Source organism: Pseudomonas ovata (assembly GCF_003131185.1).
In the GTDB taxonomy this organism is placed as follows: Bacteria; Pseudomonadota; Gammaproteobacteria; order Pseudomonadales; family Pseudomonadaceae; genus Aquipseudomonas; species Aquipseudomonas ovata.
Map to the genome: position 1 here is coordinate 274,260 of NZ_QFFU01000006.1, position 17,713 is coordinate 291,972.

General features: G+C 61.7%; 17 protein-coding genes. 15 read left to right on the forward strand and 2 right to left on the reverse strand.

The features are described 5' to 3' along the window. The first annotated feature begins 8 nt into the window (after window positions 1-8). The 15 genes from hscA to DGA31_RS11580 all read left to right on the forward strand — a co-directional run bounded on the left by hscA (window position 9) and on the right by DGA31_RS11580 (window position 14,589). A complete protein-coding gene (gene hscA / locus DGA31_RS11510) occupies window positions 9-1,871 on the forward strand; it encodes a Fe-S protein assembly chaperone HscA (protein ID WP_109512606.1) in 1,863 nt (620 codons plus the stop codon). A 3-nt stretch (window positions 1,872-1,874) separates the two neighbouring features. Then, window positions 1,875-2,216, forward strand: coding sequence for an ISC system 2Fe-2S type ferredoxin (gene fdx, locus DGA31_RS11515; RefSeq protein ID WP_056835429.1), 342 nt, complete (start codon window positions 1,875-1,877; stop codon window positions 2,214-2,216). A gap of 15 nt (window positions 2,217-2,231) precedes the next feature. Further along, window positions 2,232-2,432: a Fe-S cluster assembly protein IscX gene (gene iscX / locus DGA31_RS11520; protein ID WP_109512607.1), complete on the forward strand. Its 201-nt coding sequence runs from the start codon at window positions 2,232-2,234 to the stop codon at window positions 2,430-2,432. A gap of 106 nt (window positions 2,433-2,538) precedes the next feature. Beyond that, complete coding sequence (gene ndk / locus DGA31_RS11525; RefSeq protein WP_056835433.1) at window positions 2,539-2,964, forward strand: nucleoside-diphosphate kinase; 426 nt, start codon at window positions 2,539-2,541, stop codon at window positions 2,962-2,964. A gap of 29 nt (window positions 2,965-2,993) precedes the next feature. Next, window positions 2,994-4,136, forward strand: coding sequence for a dual-specificity RNA methyltransferase RlmN (rlmN, locus tag DGA31_RS11530; protein WP_056835434.1), 1,143 nt, complete (start codon window positions 2,994-2,996; stop codon window positions 4,134-4,136). A gap of 32 nt (window positions 4,137-4,168) precedes the next feature. Further along, a complete protein-coding gene (gene pilW, locus DGA31_RS11535; RefSeq protein WP_056835440.1) occupies window positions 4,169-4,927 on the forward strand; it encodes a type IV pilus biogenesis/stability protein PilW in 759 nt (252 codons plus the stop codon). Further along, window positions 4,927-5,895: a RodZ domain-containing protein gene (locus DGA31_RS11540; protein ID WP_109512608.1), complete on the forward strand. Its 969-nt coding sequence runs from the start codon at window positions 4,927-4,929 to the stop codon at window positions 5,893-5,895. Before pilW ends, DGA31_RS11540 begins: the two co-directional genes overlap by 1 nt. Before the next feature lie 3 nt (window positions 5,896-5,898). Then, on the forward strand, window positions 5,899-7,008 hold the full coding sequence (ispG, locus tag DGA31_RS11545) for a flavodoxin-dependent (E)-4-hydroxy-3-methylbut-2-enyl-diphosphate synthase (RefSeq protein ID WP_056835444.1): 1,110 nt from the start codon (window positions 5,899-5,901) through the stop codon (window positions 7,006-7,008). A 22-nt stretch (window positions 7,009-7,030) separates the two neighbouring features. Beyond that, window positions 7,031-8,320 carry a histidine--tRNA ligase gene (hisS, locus tag DGA31_RS11550; protein WP_109512609.1) on the forward strand — a complete coding sequence of 430 codons (1,290 nt, stop codon included), beginning with the start codon at window positions 7,031-7,033 and terminating at the stop codon, window positions 8,318-8,320. A gap of 75 nt (window positions 8,321-8,395) precedes the next feature. Next, complete coding sequence (locus DGA31_RS11555) at window positions 8,396-9,004, forward strand: tetratricopeptide repeat protein (RefSeq protein ID WP_177339450.1); 609 nt, start codon at window positions 8,396-8,398, stop codon at window positions 9,002-9,004. Then, window positions 8,997-10,151 carry an outer membrane protein assembly factor BamB gene (gene bamB / locus DGA31_RS11560; RefSeq protein ID WP_056835448.1) on the forward strand — a complete coding sequence of 385 codons (1,155 nt, stop codon included), beginning with the start codon at window positions 8,997-8,999 and terminating at the stop codon, window positions 10,149-10,151. The genes DGA31_RS11555 and bamB overlap by 8 nt, the downstream gene beginning before the upstream one ends. A gap of 137 nt (window positions 10,152-10,288) precedes the next feature. Continuing rightward, the gene (gene der / locus DGA31_RS11565; protein WP_056835450.1) at window positions 10,289-11,761 is read left to right on the forward strand and encodes a ribosome biogenesis GTPase Der; all 1,473 of its coding nucleotides are present in this window, start codon (window positions 10,289-10,291) and stop codon (window positions 11,759-11,761) included. Between the two features lie 434 nt (window positions 11,762-12,195). Beyond that, complete coding sequence (locus tag DGA31_RS11570) at window positions 12,196-13,344, forward strand: pyridoxal phosphate-dependent aminotransferase (RefSeq protein WP_109512610.1); 1,149 nt, start codon at window positions 12,196-12,198, stop codon at window positions 13,342-13,344. Beyond that, on the forward strand, window positions 13,332-14,123 hold the full coding sequence (locus tag DGA31_RS11575) for an amidohydrolase (RefSeq protein ID WP_109512611.1): 792 nt from the start codon (window positions 13,332-13,334) through the stop codon (window positions 14,121-14,123). Before DGA31_RS11570 ends, DGA31_RS11575 begins: the two co-directional genes overlap by 13 nt. A gap of 58 nt (window positions 14,124-14,181) precedes the next feature. Then, complete coding sequence (locus DGA31_RS11580; protein ID WP_109512612.1) at window positions 14,182-14,589, forward strand: hypothetical protein; 408 nt, start codon at window positions 14,182-14,184, stop codon at window positions 14,587-14,589. Between the two features lie 139 nt (window positions 14,590-14,728). Here DGA31_RS11580 and DGA31_RS11585 read toward each other — a convergent pair whose 3' ends face one another. Beyond that, the gene (locus DGA31_RS11585; protein WP_056835458.1) at window positions 14,729-15,598 is read right to left on the reverse strand and encodes an isocitrate lyase/PEP mutase family protein; all 870 of its coding nucleotides are present in this window, start codon (window positions 15,596-15,598) and stop codon (window positions 14,729-14,731) included. Window positions 15,599-15,970: 372 nt separating this feature from the next. Continuing rightward, complete coding sequence (leuA, locus tag DGA31_RS11590) at window positions 15,971-17,647, reverse strand: 2-isopropylmalate synthase (protein WP_056835460.1); 1,677 nt, start codon at window positions 17,645-17,647, stop codon at window positions 15,971-15,973. Window positions 17,648-17,713 lie beyond the last annotated feature (66 nt).

A 17,713-nucleotide genomic window follows, 5' to 3' on the forward strand; every position in this document is an offset into this window, starting at 1 on the left:
CTAAAAGCATGGCCTTACTGCAGATCGCCGAACCCGGCCAGAGTCCTCAACCGCATCAGCGTCGTCTGGCTGTCGGTATCGACCTTGGCACCACCAATTCGCTGGTTGCTGCCTTGCGCAGCGGCCTTTCCGAGCCGTTGGCCGACGAGAGCGGGCAGATCATCCTGCCGTCGGCCGTGCGCTACCACGCCGATCGTGTCGAAGTCGGGCACGCGGCGAAGGCGGCGGCTTCTCTTGATCCGTTCAACACGGTTCTTTCGGTCAAGCGCCTGATGGGGCGCGGCATTGCCGACGTCAAGCAACTGGGCGAGCAACTGCCGTACCGGTTCGTCGAGGGCGAGTCGCACATGCCGTTCATCGACACCGTGCAGGGTGCCAAGAGCCCGGTGCAGGTGTCGGCCGACATCCTCAAGGTGCTGCGCCTGCGGGCCGAAGCCACATTGGGCGGCGAACTGGTGGGCGCGGTCATCACCGTACCGGCCTATTTCGACGATGCCCAGCGCCAGGCCACCAAGGATGCTGCGCGTCTGGCCGGCCTGAACGTCTTGCGCCTGCTCAATGAGCCGACAGCGGCGGCCGTGGCCTATGGCCTGGACCAGAACGCCGAAGGCGTGGTCGCCATCTACGACCTGGGTGGCGGCACATTCGATATCTCGATCCTGCGCCTGACCGGCGGTGTCTTCGAAGTGCTGGCCACCGGTGGCGACACCGCGCTGGGCGGCGACGATTTCGACCATGCCATCGCACAGTGGATCATCAGCGGTGCCGGCCTGTCCTCGGACCTTGAGCCATCTGCCCAGCGCAATCTGCTGCAGACCGCCTGTGCCGCCAAGGAAGCGCTGACCGATGCGCCGTCCGCCGAGGTCGCGTACGGCGACTGGCGTGCCGTGCTGACCCGCGAAGCCTTCAACGAACTGATCGAGCCGATGGTGGCGCGTAGCCTCAAGGCTTGTCGCCGCGCCGTGCGCGATGCCGATATCGAGATCGATGACGTCAAGGCCGTGGTCATGGTCGGTGGCTCGACCCGTGTGCCGCGTGTGCGCGATGCGGTGGCCGAGCTGTTCGGTCGCCAGCCGCTGACCGACATCGACCCTGACCAGGTCGTGGCCATTGGTGCGGCGATCCAGGCCGATACCCTGGCCGGCAACAAGCGCGACGGCGGCGAGCTGCTGCTGCTGGACGTGATTCCGCTGTCGCTGGGGCTGGAGACCATGGGTGGGTTGATGGAGAAGGTCATCGCCCGCAACACCACGATCCCGGTGGCGCGTGGCCAGGAATTCACCACTTATAAAGACGGCCAGACGGCCATGATGATTCATGTGCTGCAGGGCGAGCGCGAGCTGATCAGCGATTGCCGCTCCCTGGCGCGCTTCGAGTTGCGTGGCATTCCGCCCATGGTCGCCGGTGCTGCCAAGATCCGTGTGACCTTCCAGGTCGACGCCGATGGCCTGCTCAGTGTCGCGGCGCGCGAGCTGGGCTCGGGCGTCGAGTCCAGCATTCAGGTCAAGCCGTCCTACGGCCTGACCGATGGCGAGATCGCCAGCATGCTCAAGGACTCCTTCCAGAACGCCGGCCAGGACAAGGTCGCTCGCGTATTGCGCGAGCAACAGGTTGATGCCCAGCGCCTGCTTGAAGCGGTGCAGGGCGCGCTGGAGGCCGACGGTGAGCGCCTGCTTGACGAAGAAGAGCGGCTGGCCATCCAGCTGCAGATGGATGAATTACGTGAGCTGATGCAAGGCACCGATGGCCTGGCCATCGAGCAACAGACAAGGCGTCTGTCGCAGGTGACCGATGCATTTGCTGCAAGGCGCCTGGATTCGACGGTAAAAGCCGCACTGGCAGGACGCAACCTGAATGAGATCGAGGAATAACTGATGCCGTTGGTGACTTTTCTGCCGCACGAGAAGTACTGTCCGGAAGGAGCAGTCTTTGAGGTGGCGCCCGGAACGAACATCCTGGAGCTTGCCCATGAGCATCACATCGAGATCGAGAGCGCCTGCGGTGGCGTGAAAGCCTGCACCACGTGCCATTGCATCGTGCGCAACGGCCTGGACTCGCTGGAGGAAGCCGACGAGCTCGAGGAAGACATGCTCGACAAGGCCTGGGGTCTTGAAGCCCGGTCGCGCCTGGCGTGCCAGGTCAATGTCGGCGATGAAGACCTGACCATCGAGATTCCGAAATACTCGCTCAACCACGCTGCCGAAGCGCCGCACTGATCCGGGAAGAAAATCATGGCTCTGAAATGGGTTGATGTGCAGGAAATCGCCATCCAGCTGGCCGAAGCGCATCCGGATGTCGATCCGCTGATGGTGAATTTCGTCAAGCTGCGCAATCTGGTGATGGCGCTTCCGGAATTCGACGATATTCCGGATCGTGGCGGGGAAAAGGTCCTCGAAGCGATCCAGGGGTTATGGATCGAAGAGGCCGACTGACACCTGTCAGCCTCTGTAACGCAACCAAGTTAGGCAATACTCTTGAACCCGCGTATAATTCGCGGGTTTAATTTTTCGATTTAATTTCTGCTTCTGGAGTTTCACCATGGCTGTTCAACGCACTTTCTCGATCATCAAGCCTGACGCCGTTGCCAAGAACGTGATCGGCAAGATCACCACTCGCTTCGAAGACGCTGGCCTGCGCATCGTCGCTTCGAAAATCAAGCAACTGTCCAAGGCCGAGGCCGAAGGCTTCTACGCCGAGCACAGCGAGCGCGGTTTCTTCGCTGACCTGGTTGCCTTCATGACCTCCGGTCCTGTTGTCGTTCAGGTTCTGGAAGGCGAGAACGCCATCGCTCTGAACCGTGAGCTGATGGGCGCTACCAACCCTAAAGAAGCTGCTGCCGGCACCATCCGCGCTGATTTCGCCGAGTCCATCGACGCCAACGCCGTTCACGGTTCGGACTCCGAAGCCGCTGCTGCTCGCGAAATCGCTTACTTTTTCGCTGCTACCGAAGTAACCGCTCGCTAAGCCACGGCCGACGAGCGAAGGGTGAATTCATGATCGTGACGACTGGTAAAACCAACCTGCTGGGTCTGACTCAGCCGGAAATGGAAAAATTCTTCGAGTCAATCGGGGAGAAACGCTTCCGTGCCGGTCAGGTCATGAAGTGGATTCACCACTTTGGCGTCGATGATTTCGACGCCATGACCAATGTCGGCAAGGCCTTGCGCGAAAAGCTCAAGGCCTGCTCCGAGATTCGCGGCCCCGAAGTGGTCAGCGAAGACATTTCCACCGACGGCACCCGCAAATGGGTGGTCCGCGTGGCGTCCGGCAGCTGTGTCGAGACCGTCTACATTCCCCAGGGCAAACGTGGCACCTTGTGCGTTTCGTCCCAGGCAGGCTGTGCCCTGGATTGCAGTTTCTGCTCCACCGGCAAGCAAGGCTTCAACAGCAACCTCACTGCCGCCGAAGTCATCGGCCAGGTGTGGATTGCCAACAAATCCTTTGGCAGCGTCCCGGCAACCGTCGACCGTGCCATCACCAACGTGGTGATGATGGGCATGGGTGAGCCGCTGCTGAATTTCGACAACGTCGTGGCCGCCATGCACCTGATGATGGACGACCTGGGCTATGGCATCTCCAAGCGCCGGGTGACCCTGTCCACCTCGGGCGTGGTGCCGATGATCGACGTGCTGGCCCAGCACATCGACGTGTCCCTGGCCCTCTCGCTGCATGCGCCCAACGACGAGTTGCGCAACAAACTGGTGCCGATCAACAAGAAGTACCCCCTGAAGATGCTGCTCGAGTCCTGCCGCCGCTACATGGCGACGCTGGGCGAGAAGCGCGTGCTGACCGTCGAGTACACCCTGCTCAAGGACATCAACGACCAGCCGGCGCATGCCAGCGAGATGATCGAGTTGCTCAAGGACACCCCTTGCAAGATCAACCTCATCCCGTTCAACCCGTTCCCGCATTCCGGCTACGAGCGGCCGAGCAACAACGCCATCCGGCGCTTCCAGGACATGCTGCACCAGGCCGGCTACAACGTGACCGTGCGCACCACCCGTGGTGAAGACATCGATGCGGCGTGCGGGCAACTGGTTGGCCAGGTCATGGACCGCACGCGACGCAGCGAACGCTACATCGCGGTTCGCGAGGTCAATGCCGAGGCTGCGCAGGGACACAGCGCCGCCTCCTGAACCCGAATGCGAACCTGACCGAGAGGGACCCTATGTCTGTGCGCGCTTCGTTGCTGTTGAGTTTCGTCTTCTTGCTGACAGGTTGCGTGACATCGGGCGATGTCGACCCGCTGACCACCAGCAAGGGACGTGACCAGGCGCGCAAGGCGTATGTGCAACTGGGCCTTGGGTATTTTCAGCAAGGCCAGACCGAGCGCGCCAAGGTGCCCCTGAAGAAAGCCCTCGACCTGGACCGCAACGATCCGGACGCCAACGCCGCACTGGCGCTGGTGTTCCAGACCGAAATGGAGCCGGAACTGGCTGACCAGTACTTCCTCAAGGCAATTGCCGCCAGCAAGGACGATGCGCGCATCGTCAACAACTACGGCAGCTTTCTGTACGAGCAGCAACGCTACAAGGAAGCCTACGCACGTTTTGAACAAGCGGCGGCCGACAATCTGTATCCTGAGCGCTCGCGTGTCTTCGAAAGCCTGGGCATGACGGCGCAGAAGCTGGGCGAGCGTGAGCGGGCGCGTGAATTTTTCATCCGTGCCCTGCGTCTGAACCGTGTCCAGCCACGCGCGTTGCTGGAAATGGCTGAGTTGTCCTACGAAGACAGGCAATATGTGCCCTCGCGTGATTACTATGAGCGCTTCAGCCAGGTCAGCGAGCAGAACGCCCGGAGCCTGTTGCTCGGCATACGCCTGGCCAGGGTCCATGAAGATCGCAATACCGCAGCCAGTTACGGGCTGCAGTTGAAAAGACTCTATCCCGGTACGCCGGAATATCAGCAATACCTGTCGGAGCAATGATGAAAGTGGCGCATCCCGAAGTTGTAACAGGCAATGGTATGAATCCAGGGGAAACCCTGCGCCAGGCCCGTGAGCGCCAGAACTGGTCGCTGCCTGATGTGGCCACAAGGCTCAACCTCACCACCCATTCCCTGGCCCACCTTGAAAATGGCGCGTTCGACAAGCTGCCCGGGCACACCTTCGCCCGCGGTTATGTCCGCGCCTACGCCAAGCTGCTGGAGCTGGACCAGGCAGCACTGGTCGCCCAGTTCGACCAGTACACCGGCACGGATGGCAAAGGCAGTGAAGTGCATGCCTTGGGCCGTATCGAAGAGCCGGTACGCCTGTCGCATAACATTCTGCGTATCGTCAGCCTGATTCTGCTGCTGGTGCTGGTGGGGGGCGGTTTCCTGTGGTGGCAGGACCAGGGTTCGCTGCGTGGCAAGGACGTGGCCGGGCTGAACCTTGAGCATGTCGAGGTCGAGAGCGCCGATGGCACCACCCAGATTCACCAGCTGGACGAGCCGCCGACTGAAACGCCTGCGCCGCAAGCCGCCAATGGCAGCAGTTCGCCCCTGGTGCTGACGCCTTCGACACCCATCACTGAAAGCGCGCCTGCCACGCCAGCACCCGCGGCGCCTGCAGCACAGACCAATGTCACCTCACCGGCCTCCAGTGCGCCCGCCATCGCTGCGCCATCGGCGCCGGTCGCTGCAACCTCAGAGCCTATTGCGCCGATCCTGCCGGGCTCTGGCCGTGTCAGTGTCAAGTTTGTCGCCAATTGCTGGGCACAGGTCACCGATGCCAACGGCAAGGTGCTGGCCAGCGGCCTCAAGCTCAAGGGCGAAACCCTCGAGGTCAGCGGCAAGCCGCCGCTTTCGGTGCGCCTGGGCTATGCCCGCGGGGCCGAGGTCAGCTATAACGGACAGCCTGTCGATGTGGCTCCATTTACCACAGGCGAAACTGCTCGCCTGAAACTAGGGCAATAAGTCATGCACGGCCATTCCCCCATTAAACGTCGAGAATCGCGCAAGATCTGGGTCGGGTCTGTGCCGGTCGGTGGCGATGCTCCGATTGCCGTACAGAGCATGACCAACAGCGACACCAACGATGTCGCCGCCACCGTCGCCCAGATCAACCGTCTTGAAGCCGCCGGCGTCGACATCGTGCGGGTCTCGGTGCCCGACATGGATGCCGCCGAAGCGTTTGGTCGCATCAAGCAACTGGTCAAGGTGCCACTGGTTGCCGACATTCACTTCGACTACAAGATCGCCCTGCGCGTGGCCGAGCTTGGCGTCGATTGCCTGCGCATCAACCCGGGCAATATCGGTCGTGAAGACCGGGTCAGGGCCGTGGTCGACGCTGCGCGTGACCGGGGCATCCCGATCCGCATCGGCGTCAACGCCGGCTCCCTGGAAAAGGACCTGCAGAAAAAATACGGCGAGCCAACCCCTGAAGCGCTGGTCGAGTCAGCCTTGCGCCATGTCGAGCACCTCGATCGCCTGGACTTCCAGGACTTCAAGGTCAGCGTAAAGGCCTCGGACGTGTTCATGGCCGTCGAAGCCTATCGCCAGCTGGCCCGCCAGATCGTCCAGCCCTTGCACCTGGGCATCACCGAAGCCGGTGGCCTGCGCTCGGGCACGGTGAAATCCGCCGTGGGGCTGGGTATGCTGCTCGCCGAAGGAATCGGCGATACTATCCGCATTTCCCTGGCGGCCGATCCGGTCGAAGAGGTCAAGGTCGGCTACGACATCCTCAAGTCGCTGCACCTGCGTTCGCGTGGCATCAACTTCATCGCCTGCCCGAGCTGCTCGCGGCAGAACTTCGATGTGGTCAAGACCATGAACGAGCTTGAAAACCGCCTCGAAGATCTGCTCGTGCCGCTGGACGTGGCGGTCATCGGTTGTGTGGTCAACGGTCCGGGTGAAGCCAAGGAAGCCCACATCGGGCTGACCGGTGGCTCCCCGAACCTGATCTACATCGACGGCAAGCCGGCACAGAAGCTGGGCAACGAGAACCTGGTCAGCGAACTCGAGCGCCTGATTCGCGAGAAAGCGGCCGAAAAAGTTCAAGCTGACGCCTCGGTCATCGTGCGCGGCTAACCAAGATTGCTAAGGATTTTTTGTGAGTAAGTCTCTACAAGCCATTCGTGGCATGAATGACATCCTGCCCGAGCAGACCCCGCTGTGGCGCTATTTCGAAGGCACGGTCTCGCGCTTGCTGGACAACTACGGCTACCGGCAGATCCGCATGCCGATCGTCGAGTTCACCGAGCTGTTCAAGCGTTCGATCGGCGAAGTCACCGACATCGTCGAAAAAGAGATGTACACCTTTGCCGACCGCAACGGTGATTCCCTGACCCTGCGCCCCGAAGGCACGGCTGCGTGCGTGCGTGCGGTGCTCGAGCACGGCATCACCGGCGGTGGCCAGGTGCAGAAGCTCTGGTACATCGGCCCGATGTTTCGTCACGAGCGCCCGCAGAAAGGCCGCTATCGCCAGTTCCACCAGATTGGTGTCGAAGTCTTCAACCTCGACGGCCCGGACATCGATGCCGAACTGATCGTGCTGACCTGGCGCCTGTGGGGCCAACTGGGCATCCGCGATGCGGTCAAGCTCGAGCTCAACAGCCTGGGCACCAGCGAGGCCCGTGCCCGCTATCGCGATGCACTGGTCGAGTACCTCTCGGCGCGTCACGAACAGCTGGACGAAGACAGCCAGCGTCGCCTCAAGAGCAACCCGCTGCGCATCCTCGACACCAAGGACCAGGCTACCCAGGCCCTGCTGGTCGACGCGCCGAAGCTGGCCGATTACCTGGACGACGAGTCGCGCCTGCACTTCGATGGCCTCAAGGCGCGTCTGGATGCGGCCGGCATTCCGTACGTGATCAACCCCAAGCTGGTGCGCGGCCTGGATTACTACAGCAAGACCGTGTTCGAGTGGGTCACCGACAAGCTCGGCGCCCAGGGCACTGTCTGTGCCGGCGGGCGCTACGATGGCCTGGTCGAGCAGATGGGCGGCAAGCCCACCACCGGTGTCGGCTTTGCCATGGGCATCGAGCGCCTGGTGCTGCTGCTCGAAACCCTTGAGCAGGTGCCGCAAGACATCGCCCGTCAGGTCGACGTCTACCTCTGCGCCTTCGGTGAAGCGGCAGAGCTGGCCGCCCTGGCCCTGAGCGAGCAGGTCCGCGACCGCTTGCCCGAGCTGCGTCTGCAGGTCAATGCCGGTGCCGGCAGCTTCAAGAGCCAGTTCAAGAAAGCCGACAAGAGCGGCGCGCTGTATGCTCTGATCCTTGGCGAAGAAGAACTGGCCGGCCAGCAGATCGGCGTCAAGCCGCTGCGCGGGCAGGGCGAACAACAGAATATTGCCTGGGACGCTCTGCCTGAGCACCTGGCGGCCTGCCTGGCGCAGGCTTGAGCGGTCAAACAGCCGAATTAGCGACGAATCAGGAGTATTGGGGTGTCGAGTAGCGAAGATGACGATCTGGCAGCAATGAAGGACTGGTGGCAGCGCAACGGCAAACCCTTGGTAACAGGTGGTCTGCTGGCGCTGGTGGTGGTCTTTGGCTGGCAGTACTGGCAAAAATACCAGAGCACGCAGGCCTCCAATGCCTCGGTGCTGTACCAGCAATTGCTGGAAACAGCCCTGACGCCCAGCGGCGATGCCGACCCTGCGCGTGTCGCCGAGGTGGCCGGCAAGCTGAAGAAGGAATACGGCGGTACCGCCTATGCACAGTACGCCAGCCTGTTCGTGGCCAAGGTCGCGGTCGACACCGGCAAGCTGGATGATGCCGTTGCCGAGCTGAAAACCGTGACTGACAAGCCGGCCAACGCGACGCTGGGCGAACTGGCCCGTCAGCGCCTGGCCCGTGTCCTGGCGGCGCAGAACAAGGCTGAAGATGCACTGAAACTGCTCAACGGCGATGCCGACAAGGCGTTCCTGGCCAGTCGTGAAGAACTCAAGGGCGACCTGCTGGTGCAGTTGGGTCGTGCCGATGAGGCACATGCTGCTTACCAAAAGGCCAAGACTGCACTGTCGCCAGACGCCGCAGTGGGTGGCCTGCAAATAAAGCTCGACGATCTGGCCAAAGGGGATGCGTGACGTGATTCGTTGGAAACATGCAGCATTGCTGGCCCTGGCCGTGATGGCCGTGGGTTGCAGCAGCAACAGCAAGAAGGAACTGCCGCCGGCAGAACTGACCGATTTCAAGGAAGAAGTGACCCTGCAGAAGGTCTGGAGCCACTCGGTCGGCGACGGCCAGGGTGAAACCTGGAACATGCTGGTGCCCGCCATCGACGGTGATCGCATCTATGCCGCTGACGTGACCGGTGAAGTGGTTGCCCTGGATCGCCTGACCGGCGACAAACTCTGGGAAAAGGACCTCGACCTGCCAGTGTCCGGTGCGGTCGGCGTCGGTTACGGCGTGCTGACCATCGGCACCGTCCGCGGTGACGTGGTCGCGCTGGACTCCAGCACCGGTGAAGAGAAATGGCGTGCCAAGGTCACCAGCGAAGTGCTGGCACCTCCGGCCACCAACGGCGACGTCGTGGTCGTGCAGACCCAGGACGACCGCGTCATCGGCCTGGATGCCTACACCGGTGCCCAGCGCTGGATCTACGAAAGCACGCCAGCCGTACTGACCCTGCGTGGTACCGGCGCGCCGATCGTGACCAGCCGTCTGGCGATTGCCGGCCTGTCGACCGGCAAGGTCGTGGCGCTGGACATCAGCAACGGCGTACCGGTCTGGGAGCAGCGCATCGCCATCCCGCAAGGCCGTTCGGAGCTGGAGCGGGTCGTGGACATCGACGGTGGCCTGCTGCTGTCGGGTAATACACTGTATGTAGCCAGCTATCAGGGCCGCGTTGCCGGTCTGGATCTGGATAGCGGCCGGGTGCTGTGGCAGCGTGATGCCTCCAGCTATGCCGGTGTGGCCCAGGGTTTTGGCAGCGCTTATGTCAGCCTGGCGTCCGGTACGGTCGAAGGCATCGACGAGCGTTCGTCCTCGGCGCTGTGGAGCAATGATTCGCTGGCGCGTCGTCAGTTGAGCGCGCCGGAAGTGTTTTCCAGCTACGTGGCGGTAGGCGACCTTGAAGGTTACCTGCACCTGCTCAGCCAGGTCGACGGTCGTTTCGTGGCCCGTGAACGTATCGACAGCGATGGCCTGCGGGCGCGTCCGCTGGTGGTTGGTGACATGATTTACGTGTATGGCAACAGTGGCAAGCTCGAAGCCCTGACCATCAAGCAATGATTGGATCGGGCCGGGGCTGATCGCCCCGGCCTGCCTTGCTCACGCAGGGCAGCAGTGCCTTCGGGGACTGTTTCGCACTCTGGCCGCTGCCTCGCAGCGGCTTTTGTATTTTCTGAAATAACGTAGTGGAGAGCCGCATGGTTCCCGTAATCGCCCTGGTGGGCCGACCGAACGTCGGCAAGTCCACCATGTTCAACCGCCTGACCCGGTCGCGGGACGCCATTGTTGGCGACCTGTCCGGTCTGACCCGTGATCGCCAATACGGAGAGGCGAAATGGCAGGGGCACGCTTACATCCTGATCGACACCGGTGGTATCTCCGGTGACGAGCATGGCATGGATGAAAAGATGGCCGAGCAGTCGCTGATGGCCATCGAAGAAGCCGATGTCGTACTGTTTCTGGTGGATGCCAAGGCCGGCTACACCGCCGCCGACCAGATGATTGGCGAGCACTTGCGCAAGCGCAACAAGCGCAGCTTCGTGATCGCCAACAAGATCGACAATATCGATGAACACCTGGCCCGTGCCGAGTTCAGCCCCATGGGCCTGGGCGACGCCATTCCGGTGGCCGGTGCCCACGGTCGCGGCATCACCCAGATGCTCGACCTGGTGCTCAAGGACCTGGAGTGGGACGAGCAGGAAGTCATCGACCCTGAAGGTGCCGAAGAAGTCGCCGAAGGCCAGGAAGCCAAGCGCATTCCGGGTCCGAGCGAAAAGGATGGCATCAAGATCGCCATCATCGGTCGCCCGAACGTCGGCAAGTCGACCCTGGTCAACCGCATGCTCGGTGAAGACCGCGTCATCGTCTACGACCAGCCCGGCACCACGCGCGACAGCATCTACATTCCGTTCGAGCGCAACGAAGAGAAGTACACCCTGATCGACACTGCCGGGGTGCGCAAGCGCGGCAAGATCCACGAGGAAGTCGAAAAGTTCTCGGTGGTCAAGACGCTGCAGGCCATCAAGGACGCCAACGTGGTGATCTTCGTGATGGACTCGCGCGAAGGCGTGGTCGACCACGACCTGAACCTGCTGGGCTTTGCCCTGGAGTCCGGCCGTGCCCTGGTCATCGCCCTGAACAAATGGGACGGCATGACCCCGGGTGAGCGCGACTTCGTCAAGATCGAGCTGCAACGCCGCCTGTTCTTCGTCGACTTTGCCGACATTCACTTCATCTCGGCGCTGCACGGCACTGGCGTAGGCAACCTGTACAAGTCGGTGCAGAACGCCTTCATGTCGGCCGTGACCCGCTGGCCGACCAGCCGCCTGACGCAGATTCTCGAAGACGCCGTCAGCGATCACGCACCGCCCATGGTCAACAACCGCCGCATCAAGCTGCGCTATGCCCACCTGGGTGGCGCCAACCCGCCGATCATCGTGATCCACGGTAACCAGGTCGATGCGGTGCCCAAGTCGTACGTGCGCTACCTTGAGAACACCTATCGCCGGGTGTTGAAACTGGTCGGCACGCCGATCCGTATCGAGTTCAAGGGCGGTGAAAACCCGTATGAAGGCAACAAGAACACCTTGACCGACCGCCAGGTCAACAAGAAGCGCCGCCTGATGTCGCACCACAAGAAAGCCGACAAGAAGCGCCGCGACAAGCGTTAGCAGGAGTAATGACGATCAGTCAGGGGGAATTTCGGGCCTCCCACAGAGTTTTGTGTTGTCTCATGTGATTGGCTGGCCCTGATCGCCATACCGCAACGCGGTCTGGTGGGTGGGGGCTCTCCCACAGGATTAATGTAGCCTTGGGTTTTTTGCCTGGCACAAGACTGTGGGAGGCTCTGCTGGCGCTGCCCATGTAGCGACTTTACGGGCCTCATCGCGAGCAGATTGGGCGCCGATCGGCCCCTCCCACATGTTCAGCATGTGGCGAAATTCCCCCTGGCTGATCGGCATTAGTGAGTAGGAGCGGCTTTGTTGCGAATCGCACGAGGCGAAAGTGGCTGCGTATGTGTTCCCGGCCAAAGCCGGTCCTGGTGGCTTGCTGATTGCAGCTGTTGTAGGGTGAGCCCCAAGGCTTTCCCTACAGCAGGTGTTCAATGATCGACAGCAAACTGCCCAATGTCGGCACCACCATCTTTACCACCATGTCCCAGCTCGCAGCCGAAACCGGGGCGCTCAACCTGTCCCAGGGTTTTCCTGATTTTGACGGGCCACAGGCACTGCGCGATGCCTTGAGCCGCCATGTTGCCCAAGGCCACAACCAGTACTCGCCCATGACCGGCCTGCCAGCCTTGCGCCAGCAAGTGGCTGCCAAGATCCAGCGCAGTTATGGCGTCAAGGTCGATTTCGAGCGCGAAGTGACCATCACCCCAGGTGCCACCCAAGGCATCTTCTGCGCCGTGCAAACCGTGATCCGCCCCGGTGACGAGGCGATCATCTTCGACCCTTGCTATGACAGCTACGAGCCTTCTGTAGAACTGGCCGGTGGCCGCTGCGTGCATGTTCAGCTTGATCCGCAGAACTTTGCCATCGACTGGCAGAAACTCAGCGATGCCCTGAGCCCGCGCACCCGTCTGATCGTCATCAACTCGCCGCACAACCCCAGTGGTGCACTGCTCAGCCGCGCCGACCTGGACCGGCTGGCGGCGTTGATCGCCGGGCGCGATATCTATCTGATCAGCGACGAGGTCTACGAGCACCTGGTGTTCGATGGTCGGCAACATGAAAGCGTATTGGCCCACGAGGCGCTGTATGCCCGCGCCTTCGTGGTCAGTTCGTTCGGCAAGAGCTACCACGTCACGGGCTGGAAAACCGGTTATGTGGTCGCGCCCCCGGCCTTGACCACTGAGCTGCGCAAGGTGCACCAGTACGTCAGTTTCTGCAGCGTCACGCCCTTGCAATATGCGCTGGCCGATTTCATGGCCGAGCATCCAGAGCACGTCGAGGCGCTGCCGGCGTTCTACCAGGCCAAGCGCGACTTCTTCTGCGATCACCTGGCCGCTTCACGCTTGCGCTTCGAGCGGGTGGGCGGCACCTATTTCCAGTTGGTGGATTACTCGCAGATCCGCCCGGACCTCAATGATGTCGACATGGCGACGTGGATGACCCGCGAGCATGGCGTGGCCAGCATTCCGGTGTCTGTGTTCTACCAGAGCCCGCCTGAGGGCCAGCGCCTGATCCGACTGTGCTTTGCCAAGCGTGAGGAGACGCTGCTGCAGGCAGCGGAAAAACTATGCGCGATCTGAATACCTTGCCCGCATTGAACATTGCCCTGGTGCAGACCCACCTGGCCTGGCACGACCGGCAGGCCAACCTGGCGCATTTCCAGGCGCTGCTGGATCAGGCGCAAGGGGCGGACCTGATCATCCTGCCGGAGATGTTCACCACTGGCTTTACCATGGATTCGGTCGAACAGGCCGAAGCCGAAAACGGTCCGACTGCTCAATGGCTGCTGGCTCAGGCCGCACGGCTTCAGGCGGTGATCACCGGCAGTGTCATCGTGCGTGCCGCCGACGGCAGCCACCGTAACCGGCTGTTGTGGGCGCGACCCGATGGCGAGCTGCTGCATTACGACAAACGCCATCTGTTTCGCATGGCGGGTGAGCATGAGCATTTCAGCCCGGGCGAGCGGCAGGTGACCTTCGAGCTCAAGGGTTGGCGGGTTCGTCCGTTGATCTGCTACGACCTGCGTTTTCCCGTGTGGAGCCGTGACGCCCAGGACACTGACCTGTTGCTGTACACCGCTAACTGGCCGGGCGCCCGGCGCCTGCACTGGAACCGTTTGCTGCCGGCCCGTGCCATCGAGAACCTGTGTTATGTGGCAGCGGTCAACCGTGTTGGCACGGACGGCAAGGGCCTGGCCTATACCGGCGACAGCCAGGTGCTGGATTTCCAGGGTGAAAGCCTGTTCAACGCGGGCGAGGCGGATGGCGTATTCAAGGTGACGCTCGACGCGGTCGAGCTGGCAGCCTATCGGACACGTTTTCCGGCGTGGCGAGATGCTGACGATTTTAATATTCAGTAACAAGTGCAGTTTTTCGGGGGCAGGCCGATACAGATGCCATACCTGAAAGGAGTTCGTCATGACGACCATCAACACCAGTTCGCTGAGCACCTACAACAGTGCCTTCACTGCAGCGATCAAGAAGCCGGACGCTGCTCAGACTGACGAGACCAAGACCGCTGCCCCTGAAAAAATCACCGCTGACATGAGCGGGACCCAAGTCAGCGAGGCCAGCAAGAGTTCGGGTGGATCGCCCAAAGAGCAGATGATCGAGCAGATCAAGAAGCAGATCGAAGACACCCAGGAAATGCTGGAAAAACTGCGTGAGCAACTGGCCGCTGTGCAGAAAGGCAGTGCCGACGACGACACCAAGGCCCAGCAGTCGATGGCCATTCAGTCACAGATCATCGCCGCCAGCGCCAACCTGCAGACCCTGCAGGCCAGCCTGCTGGAACTGATCGGTGGCAGTGTTGATACCAAGGCCTGATCGGCATGAAAGTCATGTCCGTAGGAGCGACCGGCGGTCGCGAAGGCCGCAGTGAATTATGTGGGTCTTTTCGCGACCGTTGGTCGCTCCTACAGATCGGGTGTTTGCTGCGCGATAAGGCTTTTCGTTGCGTACTCGGTTACTCGTTCACATTCATGAACTTGCGCGCCCACTGCACATAGTCTTCGGGCTGGGTATAGGTGTGGGTCAGTTCGGTGGCGCTCATCTCTGAGGTGCTGCAAGTGATCTGCCGCTGGGCCCGCAGGCTGTCGTAGGTGGCCTTGATGGCGGCAAAGTAGGCCGCATGGCCATCCACGCAGACGCGCACGCCCATTTCAGCCAGGCGCTGGTTGTCCAGCAGGGCCGGGTTGCCATAGGTCACCAGCATCAGCGGCACGGTCACGCCTTCGCTGATCTGCGCCAGGTGCTCGAAATCACGCACGCCCACCACGGTGATGCCATCCACACCCGTGGCCTGGTACTGCTGCATGCGATCGATGGTTTCGCTGACCGGCAGGATGGTCGCGTTGGTACGGGCGAAAATCGACAGCTCGGCATCGCAACGCGCTTCCAGGGCGGCGCGCATCTTGCCCACGCCTTCGTCGACCGGAATCAGGTCGGTGGACTTGCGGCCGAACTGGGCTGGCAGCAGCGTGTCTTCGATGGTCAGCGCCGCAACGCCGGCACGCTCCAGCTCGGTCACGGTGCGCATGACGTTCAGGGCGTTGCCATACCCGTGGTCGGCATCGGCAATGAACGGCAACTGTGCCACGCGACCGATGCGGGTCGCCTGTTCGACGAATTCGCTCAGGGTGATCAGGGCAAAGTCTGGCGCGGCCAATACTTGCAGGGACGCCACGGAACCGCCAAGGATGCCGACCTCAAAGCCCAGGTCCGCCGCAATGCGGGCCGACATGGGGTCAAACACCGAGGCGGTGCGGTAGCAGGTGCTGGAAGAGGTCAGTGCGCGGAAGTTACGGCGCAGGTCTTGATGGGAAGCCTTGGGCATAGTCGCTCCGTGGAGGGCAGGGTCAGCCCGGCAAGGCCGCAGCTGATGATTTTTCAATAGACGGCAGGTCGCTCCGTGCAGGATTTTCAATGGAAAATCGTGCGCTAGTCATCGAAGTGTCGGAAATGAAGTACAGCAAAAAAGCGGCAAGGCTCAAGCCTGATCCGATGACGCCAAAAGGTCATGGGGCCGAACACAGGTACCTGAATCGTTTAAGGACATAATGCTATCACAGCGTTTTTGCCGTGCCTTATGCCGAATCTGCGGGGGGTATGCGAGAAATGCAAGATGCACCGAGGTGGGGCATTATCACCCCACAATCTTCGCCCTTTGCACCGAGTGGGTGCAGAAAGGGCGAAGAAGGGGGAGGTATCAGGCCGCTTCGGCCTTGCCTGGCGACTGGCTCAGCGAGCGGTTCAGGGCGCTGAACAGCGCGCGGAAGCTGGCCGTGGTGATATTTTCATCGATGCCCACGCCGTGCACGGCACGTTCACCGTTGACGCGCAATTCGATATAGGCCGCTGCCTTGGCCGTGGTGCCGGCACCGATGGCGTGCTCGTTGTAATCCATGATCTCGACCGCCACCGGCAGGCTCGACACCAGCGCTTCCAGCGCGCCGTTGCCCTTGCCTTTCCAGCGCTGGGTCTCGTCATTGACGTTCACTTCAGCGTCGACGTTGCTGATGTTGTTCTCTTCCTGCAGGCGATGGCTGATCAGCGCATACGGCTTGTTGGCCTGCAGGTACTCGCGCTTGAACAGGGCGTAGATCTGCTGCGCGGTCATTTCCAGGCCCAGGCGATCGGTTTCACCCTGAACCACCTGGCTGAACTCGATCTGCATGCGGCGCGGCAGCGAAATGCCGTATTCCTGTTCCAGCAGGTAAGTGATGCCACCCTTGCCCGACTGGCTGTTGACGCGAATCACCGCCTCGTAGCTGCGGCCGATGTCGGCCGGGTCGATCGGCAGGTACGGCACTTCCCACAGGGTGTCCGGTTTCTGCTGGGTGAAGCCCTTGCGGATCGCATCCTGGTGCGAGCCGGAGAACGCGGTGTGCACCAGGTCGCCCACATACGGATGACGTGGGTGCACCGGAATCTGGTTGCACTCCTCGACCACCTTGCGGATGCCGTCGATGTCCGAGAAGTCCAGCTCAGGGTGCACGCCCTGGGTGTAGAGGTTCAGGCCCAGGGTCACCAAATCGACGTTGCCGGTACGCTCGCCGTTGCCGAACAGGCAGCCTTCGACGCGGTCGGCGCCGGCCATCAGGCCCAGCTCGGTCGCGGCCACGCCGGTGCCACGGTCGTTGTGGGTGTGCAGGCTGATGATCACGCTGTCGCGACGGTTGACATGGCGGCCGAACCACTCGATCTGGTCGGCGTAGATGTTCGGCGTCGACACTTCGACCGTGGCCGGCAGGTTGAGGATGATCTTGTGCTCGGGCGTCGGGTTCCAGACCTCGATCACCGCGTCGCAGACTTCCTTGGCGAACTCAAGCTCGGTGGCGCTGAAGGTTTCCGGCGAGTACTGGAACGTCCACTGGGTTTCAGGCTGCTGGGCGGCGTACTTGACGAACAGCTTGGCGGCATTCACCGCAATGTCCTTCACGCCTTGCTTGTCCTGGTTGAACACGATGCGGCGAAATGACGGGCAGGTGGCGTTGTACAGGTGAACGATGGCCTTTTTCGCGCCGCGCAGGGATTCGAAGGTGCGGGCAATCAGGTCTTCACGGGCCTGGGTCAACACCTGGATGGTGGTGTCTTCCGGGATGTGGTTGTCTTCGATCAGGGTGCGCACGAAATCGAAATCGGTCTGCGAGGCGGACGGGAACGACGCTTCGATCTCCTTGACGCCGATGCTCACCAGCGTTTTCCAGAAGCGCAGTTTCTTGACCGCGTCCATCGGCTCGATCAGCGACTGGTTGCCGTCGCGCAGGTCAGAGCTGCACCAGATAGGCGCCTGGGTGATGGATTTCGAAGGCCAGGTGCGATCCGGCAAGTCGATGGTCGCGAAGGCACGGTACTTCTTCGAAGGGTCTTTGAGCATGGTCATCGGGCTGATCCTTTGTACTGAATGGGCCGTGGTAGAGGCGGCCAACCAATTGAATGTGGTGCAGGG

What these genes read in the sequence shown, in the direction of transcription:
- hscA (WP_109512606.1), top strand. Translation starts at nt 9, where the DNA reads ATGGCCTTACTGCAGATCGCCGAACCCGGCCAGAGTCCTCAACCGCAT.
- DGA31_RS11585 (WP_056835458.1), bottom strand. Translation starts at nt 15,598, where the DNA reads ATGCCCAAGGCTTCCCATCAAGACCTGCGCCGTAACTTCCGCGCACTG.
- rlmN (WP_056835434.1), top strand. Translation starts at nt 2,994, where the DNA reads ATGATCGTGACGACTGGTAAAACCAACCTGCTGGGTCTGACTCAGCCG.
- DGA31_RS11540 (WP_109512608.1), top strand. Translation starts at nt 4,927, where the DNA reads ATGAAAGTGGCGCATCCCGAAGTTGTAACAGGCAATGGTATGAATCCA.
- iscX (WP_109512607.1), top strand. Translation starts at nt 2,232, where the DNA reads ATGGCTCTGAAATGGGTTGATGTGCAGGAAATCGCCATCCAGCTGGCC.
- DGA31_RS11555 (WP_177339450.1), top strand. Translation starts at nt 8,396, where the DNA reads ATGAAGGACTGGTGGCAGCGCAACGGCAAACCCTTGGTAACAGGTGGT.
- leuA (WP_056835460.1), bottom strand. Translation starts at nt 17,647, where the DNA reads ATGACCATGCTCAAAGACCCTTCGAAGAAGTACCGTGCCTTCGCGACC.
- pilW (WP_056835440.1), top strand. Translation starts at nt 4,169, where the DNA reads ATGTCTGTGCGCGCTTCGTTGCTGTTGAGTTTCGTCTTCTTGCTGACA.
- ndk (WP_056835433.1), top strand. Translation starts at nt 2,539, where the DNA reads ATGGCTGTTCAACGCACTTTCTCGATCATCAAGCCTGACGCCGTTGCC.
- DGA31_RS11580 (WP_109512612.1), top strand. Translation starts at nt 14,182, where the DNA reads ATGACGACCATCAACACCAGTTCGCTGAGCACCTACAACAGTGCCTTC.
- bamB (WP_056835448.1), top strand. Translation starts at nt 8,997, where the DNA reads ATGCGTGACGTGATTCGTTGGAAACATGCAGCATTGCTGGCCCTGGCC.
- DGA31_RS11570 (WP_109512610.1), top strand. Translation starts at nt 12,196, where the DNA reads ATGATCGACAGCAAACTGCCCAATGTCGGCACCACCATCTTTACCACC.
- fdx (WP_056835429.1), top strand. Translation starts at nt 1,875, where the DNA reads ATGCCGTTGGTGACTTTTCTGCCGCACGAGAAGTACTGTCCGGAAGGA.
- DGA31_RS11575 (WP_109512611.1), top strand. Translation starts at nt 13,332, where the DNA reads ATGCGCGATCTGAATACCTTGCCCGCATTGAACATTGCCCTGGTGCAG.
- der (WP_056835450.1), top strand. Translation starts at nt 10,289, where the DNA reads ATGGTTCCCGTAATCGCCCTGGTGGGCCGACCGAACGTCGGCAAGTCC.
- ispG (WP_056835444.1), top strand. Translation starts at nt 5,899, where the DNA reads ATGCACGGCCATTCCCCCATTAAACGTCGAGAATCGCGCAAGATCTGG.